We start from the raw sequence: 15,363 nt of genomic DNA on the forward strand, positions 1-15,363 counted from the left end.
AATATATGTATCTTTATAACTTTAAAAGGTTTCAGAAAAAACTAAACCAGTGTGCTCCGGTTGAATACCGAATCACACTGGCTGCTTAGTCTTTTTTAGGCTGTCTACTTGACAGGGGTATGACCAATTACGGTCCTTTTTCTGGTGTTCTTATTACCTCTTTACATTACAAAGGGATTTGTTCAATCGTATCAAAAATTCTTGAATAAACATCTTTAACATTTGCTTCATTTTGTATATCGTTGTACAAATTATACCTCCAAGTGTCGTCTTTATATTCTGCCTCTGTGCCACTAAATAGATAACCAGTAGCATAATTAGAATCTCCACCAACTTCAGGAGCTGTTTCATAGGTTACATCTTCATTCACAAATGGAACATGTGCTTTTGTTGATTCAATGAAAAATATTGGAATCGTTAAATCTTTATAAACACTGGCATATCTATCATCCGCAGCTTCCGATAAAATTTCAGTCATAATAAAAACAGCATCAAATTCACTCGAAATCTTCTCTGTATTTTGTTCTAATTCAGCGAAAGAAAGCTTTTCAAAACTTACATTTTCTTCCCTGACATCAGGTTCTTCGCCAAGAATCCCAATAATTAAGTCACACCCATTATATAATTCAGAATTCGCTTCGTCTTTATTACATCCGACTAAAATAATAAGCATAACAATTCATAACGGCATTAATCTTTTGATTCTCTTCCCCCTAAATTAAAAATTCTGCCTCAATGATTGAACAGTAGTATTCCTAATAATGATACGTCCTGTAATGCCCCGTTTGCCTTTTTCGGAGTATAGGAAATATGTTTCATCCATTTCTACAATACCTAAAAATGCATTAAAGTCCATTTGTTTTAGAGCAGACAGCATTTTAGGTTTCAGTCAAATATCAACAGAGTTATTTAACATAGCCTATCTATTAGTTAGCGAGGCTTTATGCCGCAGGGCGGGGGCAGGCTTAGGCGGGCAGCGCCCCAGAAGGGGATGGCTGTCACGGCTGCCTATGCATACCTTTGCCTGCTAGGGGACCCTCCCTAGGATTAAATCGAGCGTTTCCTATTTTAAATTCTCTGGATTTAATGTTTCAAGTTCAGAAAGAACAAAACGACCGTTCTTGCGAATTAGAACATCGTCAAAATAAATTTCTCCTCCACCTTGTTCAGGTCTTTGTAAAAGTACAAGATCCCAGTGTATGGCAGATGAATTACCATTATACGCTTCATCATAACATTGACCTGGTGTAAAATGGATAGACCCGTCGATCTTTTCATCAAATAGAATATCCTTCATTGGATATTGGATAAAAGGATTTACCCCTATGGCGAATTCTCCAATATAGCGTGCACCTTCGTCTGTATCAAAAATCTTATTGATCCGTTCTGTATCGTTAGCAGTTACTTCCACTATTTTTCCATTTTCAAAACGAAGTTTGACGTTTTCAAATACAAAACCGTTGTAAGGACTAGGAGCATTATATGATATTACGCCATTAACTGATTCTTTAACAGGTGCTGTATAAACCTCTCCATCTGGTATATTCATTTCTCCAGCACATTTTATTGCAGGTATGTCTTTAATAGAAAAAGAAAGGTCTGTATCTGGACCAGTAATACGAACTTTGTCTGTTTTATTCATCAAGGCAACCAATGAATCCATAGCATTGTTCATATTTTCATAATCCATTGTGCAAACATTAAAATAGAAATTCTCAAATGCATCTGTACTCATATTGGCTAATTGTGCCATAGACGAGTTTGGATAACGCAATACTACCCATTTTGTATTCTTTACACGAATACTTGAGTGAACTTTATGGTTATACAATTGATTATAAAGTTTCATTTTTTCATCTGGAACGTCTGATAATTCATAAAGGTTATGTCCTCCACGAATACCAATGTAGGCTTGCATTGTTTCCATTTGTTTCGCATCAAGATTCGCCCAAGTAGAAATTTGTTCTTCTGTTGCGTTTAAAAGTAATTCCCTAATCACCTGGTTATCACGAATATTTACGAAAGGGTTCCCACCCGCTTTATGTATTTTTTGTACAATGACTTTTACTAGTGCATTATCAATACCAAATGCTTCAACTAATACGTTTTCACCTGGTTGAACTTTTGTTGAATAATTAACTAATACATCTGCAAGACGTTCTAATCGCATATCTAACATAAAGAATCTCTCCTTTTTAAGTACTGTCACTATAATATTGTTTATTTATTGGTTTTGCAAAAAAACAAAATCTCCTTGGTTTCTGTTTAACGTTGTGTACATATAAACAACATAAAAACGTAATGAACACATTTACCTATAGATATCATTGGGACATGGTGATGATTCAATGCCCTGAGTATGGTGGTGAGATCTATTTTGATGATGCCCTCATTCGAAAGGACAGTCGTTTTGTCAATCTTGAGTTAGAGGCCTTAAATACTAAGAATTTAAAATAACAAATAGCAGCGGCGCTTAGCTAATTGTTTATGCTAAGCGTCGCTGCCATTTGTCTTCACACTAAACGTGTACGTCTCTTTTCGTAAATGATACAACTGAAAAAATTGCTAATAAAATCAAATGAATCAACATATTTATGATTGAAAATGTTAACGTCATCCCTTCAAAAAGTGGCTGACCAAAAAAGTAAGGCATTAAATTTGTATTAGCAAACAATAAATACTTTCCTATCTGATAATTATAATGCTCAAGGAGAGTAATGATTGCACTTGATGTAAACAATAACAAGATTGAGATTGAGATTGAAAATACGCTACTTCTTGTGATTGCAGATAAACTAAATGCAATTGTACTCATTACAATTATTTCGATTATGTTGAATAGATATCGACCTAAGCCGATTAAAATTTTTTGGTCAAGGGTAAATACTGTTCCCGAGTAAAAAATGAGCCCGAGAATAGATGACATCAATAGTTGTAGTAAAACCAATAAAATAATGATGTATAAGACTAGTAGGTATTTCGAAACTAATATTTTCACTCTTTTTACAGGTCGAATAAATAAAAACTTAATAGTGCCTTTTTCAAATTCACTTGAAACAATCTCCCCAGCAACAAGTATACACATTATTTCAATCACAACTAATAAGTACGAACTTACCTCAATATAATCCCAAAATCTAAATGCAATGCCATTAAATAGAAACTTAAAAAATAAACTAACGATGATATTCATGACAATCATAATACCTATTAACATCCAAATCGTAGATCGTTTAAAAAGCTTCATATGCTCATTTTTGATTAAGTGAAGATACGAGCTCATGATTCTTCACCTCGCAATTTGTGTAAAAACAACTCTTCTAAAGGACTGCCAGTTCGTTCAATCCCGATAACATCAATTTCTGCTTCTACTAATAACTTGTTTAATTTCGCTACCTCTTGCACATCTAATTCTAGAGAAAAACCACTAGAATGATATTGGATTTTATCTGAATAATATTCATTTTGTAAAAGAGATTGGAGATTATCCACATTAATTACCTTAAAGGAATAGATATGTTTCGTGCTTTTCCCATTTTGTAAATCGCTTAATAAACCTCGCTCAATACAGATTCCATCATCCATAACCAAGACGCTATCACAAATCAGTTCAATTTCAGCTAATATATGGCTTGAAATAATAATTGAAACTTCTTCTTCAACTGCAAGCTTTCTTAACGTTTCCCTTAGGCTTTTAATCCCTTCTGGATCTAATCCGTTTGTCGGTTCATCTAATAGGAGAATCGATGGTTTATGAAGGAGCGCCTGCGCTAAACCTAGCCTTTGCCTCATTCCTAAAGAATAGGTATACACTTTATCCGAAACATAATCGTCCATTCTTAGTAAGTCAATAATCTCATCAATTCTTTCATAAGAAAATCGATCTGTCATGCGGAAAAAATGAACGAGGTTATCATAACCAGATAAATAATCGTACATGACAGGATTTTCGATAATCGCCCCAACATTTGTGATTGCTTTTTCAAATTCTTTGTGAAGATAAATATCTTCGATCAGTATTGTACCGCTAGTCGGTTTTATCAATCCTACTAACATTTTTAAAATGGTCGTTTTTCCCGAACCGTTTGGCCCAAGCAATCCAAGGATTTCACCCCGCTTCAATTCAAAGCTTACGTCTTTAATGATTGGAGATTTCTTTATTTTTTTACTTAAATGAGATACTTTTAGAACAATTTCATTTTCCTGCATAGAAACGCATTTCCTTTCTACATTTATTCAATCTTATTATTTTGAATCAATGGAGCAATCGTATCGATTCGATTTGTCCAAATCCATCCGTTATAATTTGCTGGTAGTCGTTCAAGGTCATTTGCCGAATCAAAACCTTCTGAGAAGCCTCCGTCACCTGCTACAACAATGACTCTAGTATTTGACTTTTCCATGCGACTAATAAATTTCCCGGACCACCCCCATAAGAAAGGAGCAATTTTTTCAGGAAGATGCAACTGCGTATTTTCACATGCATCAGGAACATACCCTGTCCACCCTACTAAAATATATGGAATCAGACAGCTTTTCATTGTTTCTTTTGACATAACTCTTAAACTAGGTAATTTAGCTTTTAATGCCGCAATTGGTTCATCTCCACCATACACAGATAAGAGACTTAGCTGTGCCTCAGGCAATGTTGCAAGAACCCGAGCTAGTTGTTCCCCTTCTTTTGCTTCGTTACTCTTTATATGTAGTAAAAAGGACTTCTCAGGAAAATAGCTCAAAACCTCATCCAGAGAAGGCATAAGCCCAATACCCTTTCCACGAAAAGGAAATGTTTTTCCATTATCGTATGTATATCCATATCCAATGTCAACCATTTTAAGCTCGTCCATTGTATAATCTAGCGGTGTTCCTTGTACATTTGTCCGACAATCTAATGTCCAATCATGAAATACAGCAAATTGTCCATCCTTTGTTGGTTTAATATCAAATTCAACCAAATCAGCTCCCTTACTAAAAGCGGCTTCCATTGATAGAATTGTATTTTCTAGAAAAGGATGTTCAGGTTTATGGATCATCTCAGCAGTACACGTGTCATTCTTTACATTACTTATCTCAAAGGTTTGTGCTAATCCGCGGTGAGCAAGTAACGACGGTTCCTTTGCAGATTGTTTCATAAATAGGTTCGTATTATTGATCACCATAAATAGAAGAAGGATAACAAGAAAACACACGACCTTTTTTAAAAACCTTCTACTCATTTTCGTCTAATAGCCTCCTATCTTTTCACATAAATTATACTACCCCTTCGTTTGCCCAGACTCAATGGTTATGGGATAATATTTTCATGATAAGATTCTGATAATGATTAGGAGTTAAAAGAATGGATAGCGCTTCGTTTCTTATTATCGAACATGCACCAGATTATGAAACTGGTGATATGATTCTATTAAATAAGACTAACATGGTATTTGGTCGAGAGTCCTTCTACTGGAAACCTGATGTATCATTTCATAATGTCTTTGTTTCAAGAAAACATTTCTTAATTTATGTTGAATCAAACCACTTTTATATTAAAGATTTAGATAGCAAACACGGGACTTATATAAAGCGAGACTTCCATCAGTGGGGATTTTCTTTATCCCCCACTGATGGTTAGCGAGACTTATCGGGCATTTTTGGGCAGTTATTCCTCACCTTCGCTTCTTTGATTAATCAAGCTTAGAGGTTGGGGTATTACTGCCCGTTAATGCGGGATAAATGGAGTAAAACTTCAATCGAATACACCGAAAAAACTAGCTACCAATGATAAAATTTCATTTGCAAATGGCCTAGTTACCATGTCCTTTTCTCTTAAGGTTATTGAAGAGACTTCTGAATTAATTCCCCTTCAGCTTGAAGAATTAAATAGAAGGTTGTATCAACCACAGCTTGACTCATTAACACAACATTTAATCTACCAAAACAAGTACTATGCACTAACAGACAAGGAATTCAAGCTTATGGAATTACTACTAAAAAATCAGTTTGTTGCGAAAGATGAACTAATGAATCATGTATGGTCAGAAAGATTTTCTTTAGATAATCTTAATCCAAACGTTAGTTCAGAGGAGGTTAATGCACTCCTTTATCGTGTAAGAAAGAAAGTCCCAAATCCACTGATAATAGAAACGATTAGGGGAAAAGGCTACTCTCTAAAGATTAATTGAATGCGTCATGAAACCCATTCATTAATTTGCAAAAAAACAATGGAGCTGGATGGCGTGTGCTTATCCACAGTACAAGATTTTTATCGGACGCTAAGCGATAAAAAAAAGCTGACTTTGATAAGAAATTACGTTACGTCATTTCTTATTATCGTCAGCTTTTTTTATTTAATATGAATGTATTAGGCTAAAACCTTTTCATATGCTTCTTGATATTTTTGAATATCACCCGCACCCATAAATACTAGTACAGCACGCTCATGTTTTTTTAATACAGATGTATCCTTTTCATCAATTAAATGTGAATTATCAATTTTCTCAAGTAGACTTTCAATTGATAGTTTCCCAACATTTTCTCTCGCAGATCCGAAAATATCGCATAAGTAAACATAATCAGCCTTTCGTAAACTCTCTGCAAACTCTTCTAAGAAAGATTGCGTTCTTGTGAACGTATGTGGCTGAAACACTGCGACAATGTCTCTATCAGGGTACTTTTGTCTAGCAGCATCAATTGTTGCATTAATTTCAGTTGGATGATGTGCATAATCATCGATGATAATTTGATTTCCAACTCTTTTTTCATTAAAGCGTCTTTTCACGCCTTCGAACGTTTGTAGCCTTTGTTGAATAATCTCAACTGCTATTCCTTCATAGTGGCACAATGCAATAACAGATAAAGCATTTAAAACACTGTGATCACCATAGGTTGTGATTTTAAATGAAGCATAAAAAGTGTTACGAACAAAAACATCAAATGAAGTACCATCTGTTGATTTTACGACATTTCTTGCTTGGAAATCATTCTCATCCCCAAAGCCATAATAAACAACTGGAACCTTTGCATGAATTTGCTGAAGTTGCTCATCATCACCACAGGCAATAATACATTTTTTCACTTGAAGTGCCATCTCCTGAAATGCACTAAAGACATCTTCAAGATTTGTGAAGTAATCAGGATGATCAAAATCAATGTTTGTCATGATCGCATAATCCGGCTTATATGATAAAAAATGTCTACGGTATTCACATGCTTCGAATGCAAAATACTTGCTGTTTGGAATACCATTACCTGTACCATCACCAATTAAAAATGATGTTGGTGCAGCTCCTCGAATAACATGTGATAACAATCCAGTCGTTGATGTTTTTCCATGGACGCCAGTTATACCAACACTTGTATACATTTGCATGAATTCACCTAAAAAACGGTGATAGCGTATGACAGGTAAGCCAAGGTTTAGAGCCTCTTCAATTTCTGGATGTGTATCCGGAAATGCATTTCCAGCAATGATTGTTAAACCTTCTTTAATATTTTCCTTAGCAAAGGGTAATATTTTAATGTTACGTGCTTCTAGGGCATTTTGAGTGAAAACTTTATTTTCAATATCAGAACCCTGAACTTCGTAATTCATATCATGTAAAATCTGTGCAAGGGCACTCATTCCAGTCCCCTTAATTCCAACAAAATGATAAACAGTCATAATAGTACCTCCAACAAACGTCTAACTGATTAACAGTATATGACGTTCATCTAGATTTGCAACCCCTCTATATAAAACCAAAAACAAAAGCGCAAGCGCCTTGATCAGCCCCGACAAGCATAAGACGCTTTTGAATAGAAGGTGGTTTTTACCTTCAATTCAAAAGTGGCTTATGACCTCGAGGGGCTAGGCGCTGGAGCTGGATGTCGTGCGCTTATCCACAGTACAAGCATTTTATAATTTCCATAACAAAACAAAAGCGCAAGCGCCTTGCTAAATGTAAGGCAAACAAGATGTGTCGCTTTGGACGACATTCTAAAACCATCACAATGATTAAAGTGACAAAGTATCCAATTTTCACCGCTCCTTTTCTAAAAGGAGCGCCGCGAAACTCGGGTTATAACTTATACTTCCTTATTTTGCTTTACATATGTAATCAGCTTACGGATGTAAATTATATCACTTGCAAAAGATAATAACCATTAAAATTATTCATTCCATAAACGCATACGCCTTGAATAGCCTTTAGGCAAGCAAAAGATTCTCAAGTAACGATGAATAAAAACGCATGTACGATATTGCTTGGTAAATTGTTTTTCCTCTAATCCTAATATAATCGTGAGTAAATCAAACCAGAAAAAGCTGCTCTTCTATTTTAGAAAAATAGGTGCTTGCTTACAACCGACTTTTTCACTAAAAATAGGATTTCCCCTTACTTTCTCTACTATTTTCGTGTCGATTCATATAGCTTTTCTTATTGACTCAGAAAGCTGATTTTCTTTTCCTTCGTTGAGTGGATGAACATAAACAATACGATCAAGCTTTACTCAACTTCTTTCCATTTCAATTAGTATGCACTATTCTCATGAATAGAATCTAATTCTTCTTCAGAAATTAGAATATCCCTCGGTTTACTTCCTTTATTTTCTGAGATAATCCCTTGTTCCTCCATCATATCAATAAGCCTAGCCGCTCGATTATACCCAATTCTAAAACGTCGTTGAAGTAGTGATGATGATGCTCCACCTTGATTCACAACAAATTCACAAGCCTCTAGAAAAAGCTCATCTTCTTCTGACTGGATTGTCGCTTTTTTCACTAGTTCATCTTGGTGAAATAAATAATTCGGCTTTGATTGTTGTTTTACATGTTTTACAACTCGTTCAATTTCTTCGTCAGATACAAATGAGCCTTGTAACCTTACCGATTTTGATGAGCCGTTTTCTAAAAATAACATATCACCTTTTCCTAGAAGTTTTTCTGCACCACTCACATCAAGAATTGTTCTTGAGTCCACTTGAGATGAAACAGAAAATGCAATTCTGGTAGGGATATTCGCTTTGATTAAGCCAGTAATAACATCAACTGACGGGCGCTGAGTTGCCACAATTAAATGAATTCCACATGCACGGGCTTTTTGTGCGATACGCGCAATTGCTTCTTCAACATCATTTGGCGCAACCATCATTAAATCAGCAAGCTCATCAATGATAATGACCAGGTATGGTAGATGTTCACCTTGATTGTGATCCTTAACTAGTTGATTGTATCTCATAATTTCTCTTGTTCCAGAGTGAGCAAATAGCTCATAGCGCCTTTCCATTTCTTCAACAGCCCATTTTAACGCAGCTGTTGCAGCTTTTACATCGGTAATAACCGGACTAACTAAGTGTGGAATATCGTTATATGGTGCCAATTCCACCATTTTCGGGTCAATAAGCATCAACTTTACTTCATGTGGTGATGCTTTGTATAACAAGCTAACAAGAATTGTATTGATACATACACTTTTACCTGATCCTGTCGCACCAGCAATAAGTCCATGTGGCATTTTCTTTAAATCAGTAACCGCCGGCTGACCAGAGATGTCTAAACCTAACACTGCCGTCATAGGCGATGGATTCGCGCGAAATTCTTGACTACGCAAAATTTCACGTAAGTACACCATCTTACTCTCTTTATTAGGCACTTCAATTCCAATTGTATTTTTCCCTGGAATTGGCGCTTCAATCCTAATATCTTTTGCAGCTAAGCTCAATTTAATATCATCGCTTAAATTTGTTATTTTATTTACTTTCACACCTGGCTCAGGATGAACCTCAAACCTTGTTACAGCAGGCCCTTGCGTAACATTAACCACATTAGCGCGTACATTAAAGTTTTTTAGCGTAACATCCAATAGCTCTCTCTGTGAATCCAACCATGACTGATCTTCAGAAGGTTTCTTTTCTGGAATGTTCAAATAAGTAAGTGCAGGAAACTGGTAACTATTCTCCCTTGCCTGCAACTGTTGTTTATCGCGTCCTAACATCATAACGTTGTAAGGTAGTGAATTAGTTGATTTAGTCTTATTCTTTCGTCGCTTCTCTTCATCACTGTCAGCATCGAGATCACGATTGACAGGTTGAGGGTTACTCATCGTGTCAGTAGGAGCTTTATTGACTAGTTGCTCTCTGCTTTCCGCTTCTTTTCTCGGGATTGTTTGATGAAATGGTTCTGATTCTTGGTCTGAAGCTACTTCTTGAATGAGTTCCTCTCCCCCAGTTGCTACTCCTTTTTGTACTAGTTCAGCTTCTAGTACCGATTCCACTTTTTGTACCTGTTCTGACCTTTGATCGAGTTCGATTTCATCGGACTGGTCTAACCCTTGGATCAGTTCGGTTTCATGAGATTGGTCTGACTCTTGGATCAGTTCGATTTCATGAGATTGGTCTGATTTTTGGATCAGTTCGATTTCATGAGATTGGTCTGACTCTTGGATCAGTTCGATTTCATGAGATTGGTCTGACCCTTGGATCAGTTCGGTTTCATGAGATTGGTCTGACTCTTGGATCAGTTCGATTTCATGAGATTGGTCTGACCCTTGGATCAGTTCGGTTTCATGAGATTGGTCTAACCCTTGGATTAGTTCGATTTCATGAGATTGGTCTGACTCTTGGATCAGTTCGATTTCATGAGATTGGTCTGATTTTTGGATCAGTTCGATTTCATGAGATTGGTCTGATTTTTGGATCAGTTCGATTTCATGAGATTGGTCTGACTCTTGGATCAGTTCGATTTCATGAGATTGGTCTGACTCTTGGATCAGTTCGATTTCATGAGATTGGTCTGATTTTTGGATCAGTTCGATTTCATGAGATTGGTCTGAGTCTTGGATCAGTTCGGTTTCCCAAGACTGGTCCAATCCCTGGTCGAGTTGATCGAGTATAGAAGGATTTTCTTCAAATCTTCGGGATGAAATGTTCATTGATTCACTTACCTTATCGATATGATGAATTTCCGTATCATCTTTAGCCAATTCTACGCTGTTATTAAGATTCTTTTTACTATTGTCTTGCGTTTGTTGGACAATATCTTCAATTTGATCATCTGTATTTGGGTATATTTCATCTACGTGATTTTGATCTTCACGAACTTCCTCTTCAATGAAATCACTTAGTTGACTTTGATCATCTCTAAACTGCTGTTCATGTAGACTTTCTTCTTTGATCGTCCTTTTTTTCACTTGTAACCCTTCATTATTTTCATCGTCATGTAAGATAGGAACATCTTGCTGTTGGCTTTGTGCAACTTTGTTGATTTGTTTATTTTTTAAATTGTCCTTTATTTTACCTGGTTCGATTGGTTCTTGATTTAAATTCTTAACATAAATTTCTGCAGACGGTTCCTTCCCTTTATTAGAAAGGAAAATATCATTATTTCCGCGTTTTTCCAAGTCTAAGTGAGGACGTTGCCATATACTCTCGTCCTTGGATTGCAAACCATACACTGGAGAGGGAATAACAGTCGGCTGATAAGGTCGTTTAGATTCCACACCTTCATCTAGCTCATTCCCTGTCTTAGGCCTATATGTCGTACGTTTAGAAAATGGAGCAACACCATTTCTATCATTAGATTGATTGTAAGTACTTGGTGTACGAGTTGGACGATCCCCTCGTCTATGAATCTTCTCATCTGGGATTAATGGGAATTTAAAGTTTCCCTTTGGATATTGATAGGCTACCCTTGCTTCTGCTTTGTGATTTGACTGATTTAAACTATCAGTGTTTGAAGCTGAGCTATGTATATTATTCACCTTTTGGTCTCGCTGCGCTCTCACCTCATCTTTTTCAACTTCCTTTTCATCATCTCCCCCAAAAAGGGATACTAGCTTTGTTAACCAATTCATCTTTATCACTCTTTCAATATTTCAAAATATCATATATCCTATTGTATCAGTAATTATATAGATTTGTAGATAAAAGTCACAGATGTTTTGTACCTACATTCTCTTACTCTTTAAGCATTTGAAATCTAGAAAATTTACAGCTGAATTGATCTTTCATCGTGGTAATTACTTTTAAATGATAACATAAAGTACTTTTAGCCAAATCGATACTAGATAAACGGAATGGATTTCCACCATTGCGAACGATATATCCGCCATTCTCCTAGATTACCTCGATTGTGAACGTTAGCCCTACCTCAATAACTCCAAATAAACAAAAAAAGAGGTTCCCCAATATAAATCATAGCTCCATTGTATGGAAGCCATATTGGCGCCTCTCTTTTTTCATAACTTTTTCTATTAAATTTCTACGGATTGCAAGTAATGTTTATGGGTGTATGTATTTATGTGTTCAAATCCATTACTGAATGGGTTTATTTTTCCCTAAAATAAAAATCGGCTCCAGTTCTTTACTCTCATATAAAAACGATAATGCTGTAATTGGAACATTTCCACTTGCAAAAAAGCTCATTGTTAATTGGGCAAGAATATCGTATCCTGTATCATTTCGAACATCGACAATAATAAGAACGTCTTGGTGGGGAACAGCAACTGCCATTTTCCCTTCTATTTTTTCTTCAAAGGATTGTAAAAGGCTGTCATTCAAAATTCTACTGGCATCATAGCCGTCGTTTGCATTGAAAAAATAAAAGACATTTCCTGCAACTATATCTTCTTTGACACTTGTCTTTAATGCTCTTACATTAAATGCCGAAACTTCCTTTAATTGATCTCGTGTCCAATTTTCCTTTTGCATCATCTTTTCATCAATTAATCGATAAGTGTTGCCAAGATCAAGCGCGTAATAGATTCTTGTTTCTGCGGTATGGTCACTATAGCATAACTTTATTCCTTCATTGCTTTCAGTCGGGAAAGAAGTTGAACGGATAACAGGGTAAATTGATTTCTCTTTACCTGATAACTCTTGTTCTTTGTTCATTACGATTAATGCTTCTTCTACGTAATAAACTACTTCATCAATTGCTTTTTCTTTTGAAGTTTCCCACTTCGCAATAATACCTGGTAGCGATAGTGTTACACCTTTGTTTGATGTTGAATCCTCAACCCTTAAAGAATCTTTCTCGCGATCGAAATCAAAGCTCCACTCAGCATTTGCAAGCTTCCCCTTTAAGATTTCAACCAATTTTCTAGATGTCATTTTCATTCGTCATTCCCCCTCTCATGAAAATGATGATCATTTATTTGTGAGACTGTTTATAAAATCTTGAATTTCTTCCTGTGTTTTTCGATCCCTGCTTACAAAACGCCCTACTTCTTTCCCATCATTAAATGCTACAAAACTAGGAATCCCGAATACATTTAATTCTGAGCATAAATCGATATACTCGTCACGGTCAACATGATAAAACGTATATTTGTTATTTTCTTTTTCTAAGTCGGGTAAAATAGGTTCAATCACACGACAATCTCCACACCAATTTGCTGAAAACATTAAAATAATATTTTCGCCTTGAATAATTTGTTTGTATTCTTCCATTGATTTTAAATTTTGCATATAAGTTCCCTCCATTTTATCAATTACTAGTAGATAACAGACTAAAGATCGGCTAGTTATCATTTCTCACTATTACATCTTTTCATCTATTAGCATATATGATTATCTTCTATGATTCCACTAAGTCAACTTGTTAACTGCCCGTTAATAATGGAATAAAACACACGCTGTCATCTATTGAACTGATGTCACAATGTCCACCATATTCCTTGCATCCACTGAGACATCATTTACTTTAGATTCCGTCGTTACTTTTGTCCCACCTAAACGAACAGTCACTTCAAACTTATTTTTTCAAGCTGATTTACAAATAGGTATCCAAAACGATTATGATCTTCAAATGTCTGAGACATAAACGGATTGGTGGATTGCTCGGCTAATGTTTCATATGAAACTTTACTAGTTGAAGGCTTCTTTTCAATCACAAATAAAATGTAGCTTTGCTTCCCTTTTCAAGCAATCCATTAAATTCATCGGTCTTTTTTATAGTAAATCCTTCAGGTAGATAGTAGGAAAACAGCTTTGTATGTTCATTTGCTTTCTTAAGGGGTGCTTTCGAATGCTTGTTTTGTTTCCTCTAATGTTGTTGCTTTTAATTCTTTATAAGATATCGTACAGCCTGCTACAATTAATGTTATTAATAGACTCAAAACTAGAATGAATTGCTTCATATCAATTCTCCTCACATATCACTAGGAATCGCAGCCTCTTCATCATACACTTACTTTTTTTCAGTTGACAAGAGAAGTTCCTTTTAAAAAGGTGAATTTGGAAAAATATATGATATGATTGAAGAATAATGAGACTGGAGGGGTATTATGGAATTTATTATTTACTTAGCAGGGGAAATTCATACTAACTGGCGCGATAAAATAAAAGAAGAAGCTAGCCGCAGAAATCTACCGTTTCGATTTGTTGGGCCTATGGAAAAACATGATCTTTCAGATGATATAGGTGAAAACATTTTAGGTGAACAACCTAATGCTATTTTTAAAGATCAAGCAGCTTCAGACATTAACAATTTCCGGACGAGTGTGCTAATGAATAAGGCAGATATTGTAATTGCCCTATTCGGTGAAAAATATAAGCAATGGAATACTGCAATGGATGCAAGTACAGCCATTTCGTCAAATAAACCACTTATCCTTATTAGACCTGAACAACTTCATCATCCATTGAAGGAACTTTCAAATAAAGCAAATGTTACTGTTGAAGATGTTCAACAAGCAATTGATGTACTATCATACTTAGTAGAATAAGAAAAGCGCAAGCGCCTTGTTCAGCCCCGATAGGCATAAGACGCGCATGAATAGAAGGCGTGACTTATGACCCCGAGGAGCTAGGCGCTTACGCTGGACAATTCTCAAAGCCAAAACTTATAAATTCTGATATTAAAATAAAAGCGACTGTTGTCGCTTTTATTTTTTGTGTTTATATACATATTGACCTACTAAAAGTTTTGATAGCTGTGTAAACATTTCCGTTCGATCAACACAGCCATTAGTAAAAATTCCGATGGCACCTTCATTATGTCGGACGTTATGTTTTTTTACGTAGTGATCCATAACATCGCCTAATTCAAGACCACTTGAGACTTGAATTCCAATCTCATCAGGAATCAGAATCCTTGCCCCACCTGCAACAATTGGCTGTAGGTGGCAGTCAACGATTGCTCCCCAATTACACAAAAAGTAACCATGCTCTGTTTTGGTAACGCCCCCTTCTAACCCAATACCAATCTGGGCATTCTCTAATTTAAGAGCGTTTTTTGCACGATTAATGGCACCTGTCATTGTTTCATCATCAGACAAAGGTTGTGCAGAAACTTCAGAAGATACATTCGTTGAAACAAATTCCCCAGGTAGATAGGGAGAAAAAGCCGTTATGACCGCTTGAACTTTCGTCGGGTTTTTCGTACCAATTGCGATAATCATCTGA

At 35.8% G+C, this 15,363-nt stretch carries 14 protein-coding genes and 2 pseudogenes; 4 read left to right on the forward strand and 12 right to left on the reverse strand.

Annotated features, from left to right (window positions below):
• Positions 1-166 precede the first annotated feature (166 nt).
• The 3 genes and pseudogenes from K9V48_RS17495 to K9V48_RS17505 form a co-directional block, all read right to left on the reverse strand.
• The gene (locus K9V48_RS17495) at positions 167-673 is read right to left on the reverse strand and encodes a hypothetical protein (protein WP_224140340.1); all 507 of its coding nucleotides are present in this window, start codon (positions 671-673) and stop codon (positions 167-169) included.
• Positions 674-766: 93 nt separating this feature from the next.
• Positions 767-880 (reverse strand): annotated as a pseudogene (locus K9V48_RS17500) (IS1595 family transposase); the annotation flags it as partial.
• A gap of 183 nt (positions 881-1,063) precedes the next feature.
• Positions 1,064-2,179, reverse strand: a complete 1,116-nt coding sequence (locus K9V48_RS17505) for an aminopeptidase (RefSeq protein ID WP_224140342.1) — start codon at positions 2,177-2,179, stop codon at positions 1,064-1,066.
• Positions 2,180-2,325: 146 nt separating this feature from the next.
• Between K9V48_RS17505 and K9V48_RS17510 the strand changes: the two are divergent.
• Positions 2,326-2,457: pseudogene (locus K9V48_RS17510) on the forward strand (aminopeptidase); the annotation flags it as partial.
• A 61-nt stretch (positions 2,458-2,518) separates the two neighbouring features.
• Here the strand turns inward: K9V48_RS17510 and K9V48_RS17515 are convergent.
• The 3 genes from K9V48_RS17515 to K9V48_RS17525 are packed head-to-tail and all read right to left on the reverse strand — an operon-like array spanning position 2,519 to position 5,216.
• Entirely contained in the window at positions 2,519-3,283 is a 765-nt protein-coding gene (locus K9V48_RS17515) for an ABC transporter permease (RefSeq protein ID WP_224140343.1), read from the reverse strand.
• Positions 3,280-4,209 carry an ABC transporter ATP-binding protein gene (locus tag K9V48_RS17520; RefSeq protein ID WP_224140346.1) on the reverse strand — a complete coding sequence of 310 codons (930 nt, stop codon included), beginning with the start codon at positions 4,207-4,209 and terminating at the stop codon, positions 3,280-3,282. The genes K9V48_RS17515 and K9V48_RS17520 overlap by 4 nt, the downstream gene beginning before the upstream one ends.
• A gap of 23 nt (positions 4,210-4,232) precedes the next feature.
• A complete protein-coding gene (locus tag K9V48_RS17525) occupies positions 4,233-5,216 on the reverse strand; it encodes a glycerophosphodiester phosphodiesterase family protein (protein WP_224140348.1) in 984 nt (327 codons plus the stop codon).
• 122 nt (positions 5,217-5,338) lie between these two features.
• On the opposite strand from K9V48_RS17525, the gene K9V48_RS17530 reads away from it, so the two are divergent.
• Both K9V48_RS17530 and K9V48_RS17535 read left to right on the forward strand, forming a co-directional pair.
• A complete protein-coding gene (locus K9V48_RS17530; protein ID WP_224140351.1) occupies positions 5,339-5,614 on the forward strand; it encodes an FHA domain-containing protein in 276 nt (91 codons plus the stop codon).
• Between the two features lie 181 nt (positions 5,615-5,795).
• Entirely contained in the window at positions 5,796-6,164 is a 369-nt protein-coding gene (locus tag K9V48_RS17535) for a winged helix-turn-helix domain-containing protein (protein ID WP_224140352.1), read from the forward strand.
• A gap of 179 nt (positions 6,165-6,343) precedes the next feature.
• On the opposite strand, the gene murC is transcribed toward K9V48_RS17535, so the two are convergent.
• The 5 genes from murC to K9V48_RS29115 form a co-directional block, all read right to left on the reverse strand.
• Positions 6,344-7,642, reverse strand: coding sequence for a UDP-N-acetylmuramate--L-alanine ligase (murC, locus tag K9V48_RS17540; RefSeq protein ID WP_224140354.1), 1,299 nt, complete (start codon positions 7,640-7,642; stop codon positions 6,344-6,346).
• A gap of 847 nt (positions 7,643-8,489) precedes the next feature.
• A complete protein-coding gene (locus K9V48_RS17545) occupies positions 8,490-11,810 on the reverse strand; it encodes a DNA translocase FtsK (protein WP_224140357.1) in 3,321 nt (1,106 codons plus the stop codon).
• A gap of 460 nt (positions 11,811-12,270) precedes the next feature.
• Positions 12,271-13,074 carry a DUF1444 domain-containing protein gene (locus K9V48_RS17550; RefSeq protein WP_224140360.1) on the reverse strand — a complete coding sequence of 268 codons (804 nt, stop codon included), beginning with the start codon at positions 13,072-13,074 and terminating at the stop codon, positions 12,271-12,273.
• Between the two features lie 30 nt (positions 13,075-13,104).
• Positions 13,105-13,425: a thioredoxin family protein gene (locus K9V48_RS17555; protein WP_224140361.1), complete on the reverse strand. Its 321-nt coding sequence runs from the start codon at positions 13,423-13,425 to the stop codon at positions 13,105-13,107.
• A gap of 542 nt (positions 13,426-13,967) precedes the next feature.
• Positions 13,968-14,096: a hypothetical protein gene (locus K9V48_RS29115; protein ID WP_263432872.1), complete on the reverse strand. Its 129-nt coding sequence runs from the start codon at positions 14,094-14,096 to the stop codon at positions 13,968-13,970.
• Positions 14,097-14,243: 147 nt separating this feature from the next.
• Here K9V48_RS29115 and K9V48_RS17560 point away from each other — a divergent pair, with 147 nt between their 5' ends.
• Positions 14,244-14,684 (forward strand): YtoQ family protein, encoded by a 441-nt coding sequence (locus K9V48_RS17560; protein ID WP_224140363.1) that lies wholly within the window; start codon positions 14,244-14,246, stop codon positions 14,682-14,684.
• A gap of 159 nt (positions 14,685-14,843) precedes the next feature.
• Here K9V48_RS17560 and K9V48_RS17565 read toward each other — a convergent pair whose 3' ends face one another.
• Positions 14,844-15,359 (reverse strand): DUF84 family protein, encoded by a 516-nt coding sequence (locus K9V48_RS17565; RefSeq protein WP_224140365.1) that lies wholly within the window; start codon positions 15,357-15,359, stop codon positions 14,844-14,846.
• Positions 15,360-15,363: the final 4 nt, after the last annotated feature.

Source organism: Metabacillus rhizolycopersici (assembly GCF_020075705.1).

What these genes read in the sequence shown, in the direction of transcription:
- K9V48_RS17555 (WP_224140361.1), bottom strand. Translation starts at nt 13,425, where the DNA reads ATGCAAAATTTAAAATCAATGGAAGAATACAAACAAATTATTCAAGGC.
- K9V48_RS17505 (WP_224140342.1), bottom strand. Translation starts at nt 2,179, where the DNA reads ATGTTAGATATGCGATTAGAACGTCTTGCAGATGTATTAGTTAATTAT.
- K9V48_RS17515 (WP_224140343.1), bottom strand. Translation starts at nt 3,283, where the DNA reads ATGAGCTCGTATCTTCACTTAATCAAAAATGAGCATATGAAGCTTTTT.
- K9V48_RS17560 (WP_224140363.1), top strand. Translation starts at nt 14,244, where the DNA reads ATGGAATTTATTATTTACTTAGCAGGGGAAATTCATACTAACTGGCGC.
- K9V48_RS17520 (WP_224140346.1), bottom strand. Translation starts at nt 4,209, where the DNA reads ATGCAGGAAAATGAAATTGTTCTAAAAGTATCTCATTTAAGTAAAAAA.
- murC (WP_224140354.1), bottom strand. Translation starts at nt 7,642, where the DNA reads ATGACTGTTTATCATTTTGTTGGAATTAAGGGGACTGGAATGAGTGCC.
- K9V48_RS17545 (WP_224140357.1), bottom strand. Translation starts at nt 11,810, where the DNA reads ATGAATTGGTTAACAAAGCTAGTATCCCTTTTTGGGGGAGATGATGAA.
- K9V48_RS17525 (WP_224140348.1), bottom strand. Translation starts at nt 5,216, where the DNA reads ATGAGTAGAAGGTTTTTAAAAAAGGTCGTGTGTTTTCTTGTTATCCTT.
- K9V48_RS29115 (WP_263432872.1), bottom strand. Translation starts at nt 14,096, where the DNA reads ATGAAGCAATTCATTCTAGTTTTGAGTCTATTAATAACATTAATTGTA.
- K9V48_RS17495 (WP_224140340.1), bottom strand. Translation starts at nt 673, where the DNA reads ATGCTTATTATTTTAGTCGGATGTAATAAAGACGAAGCGAATTCTGAA.
- K9V48_RS17530 (WP_224140351.1), top strand. Translation starts at nt 5,339, where the DNA reads ATGGATAGCGCTTCGTTTCTTATTATCGAACATGCACCAGATTATGAA.
- K9V48_RS17550 (WP_224140360.1), bottom strand. Translation starts at nt 13,074, where the DNA reads ATGAAAATGACATCTAGAAAATTGGTTGAAATCTTAAAGGGGAAGCTT.
- K9V48_RS17535 (WP_224140352.1), top strand. Translation starts at nt 5,796, where the DNA reads ATGTCCTTTTCTCTTAAGGTTATTGAAGAGACTTCTGAATTAATTCCC.
- K9V48_RS17565 (WP_224140365.1), bottom strand. Translation starts at nt 15,359, where the DNA reads ATGATTATCGCAATTGGTACGAAAAACCCGACGAAAGTTCAAGCGGTC.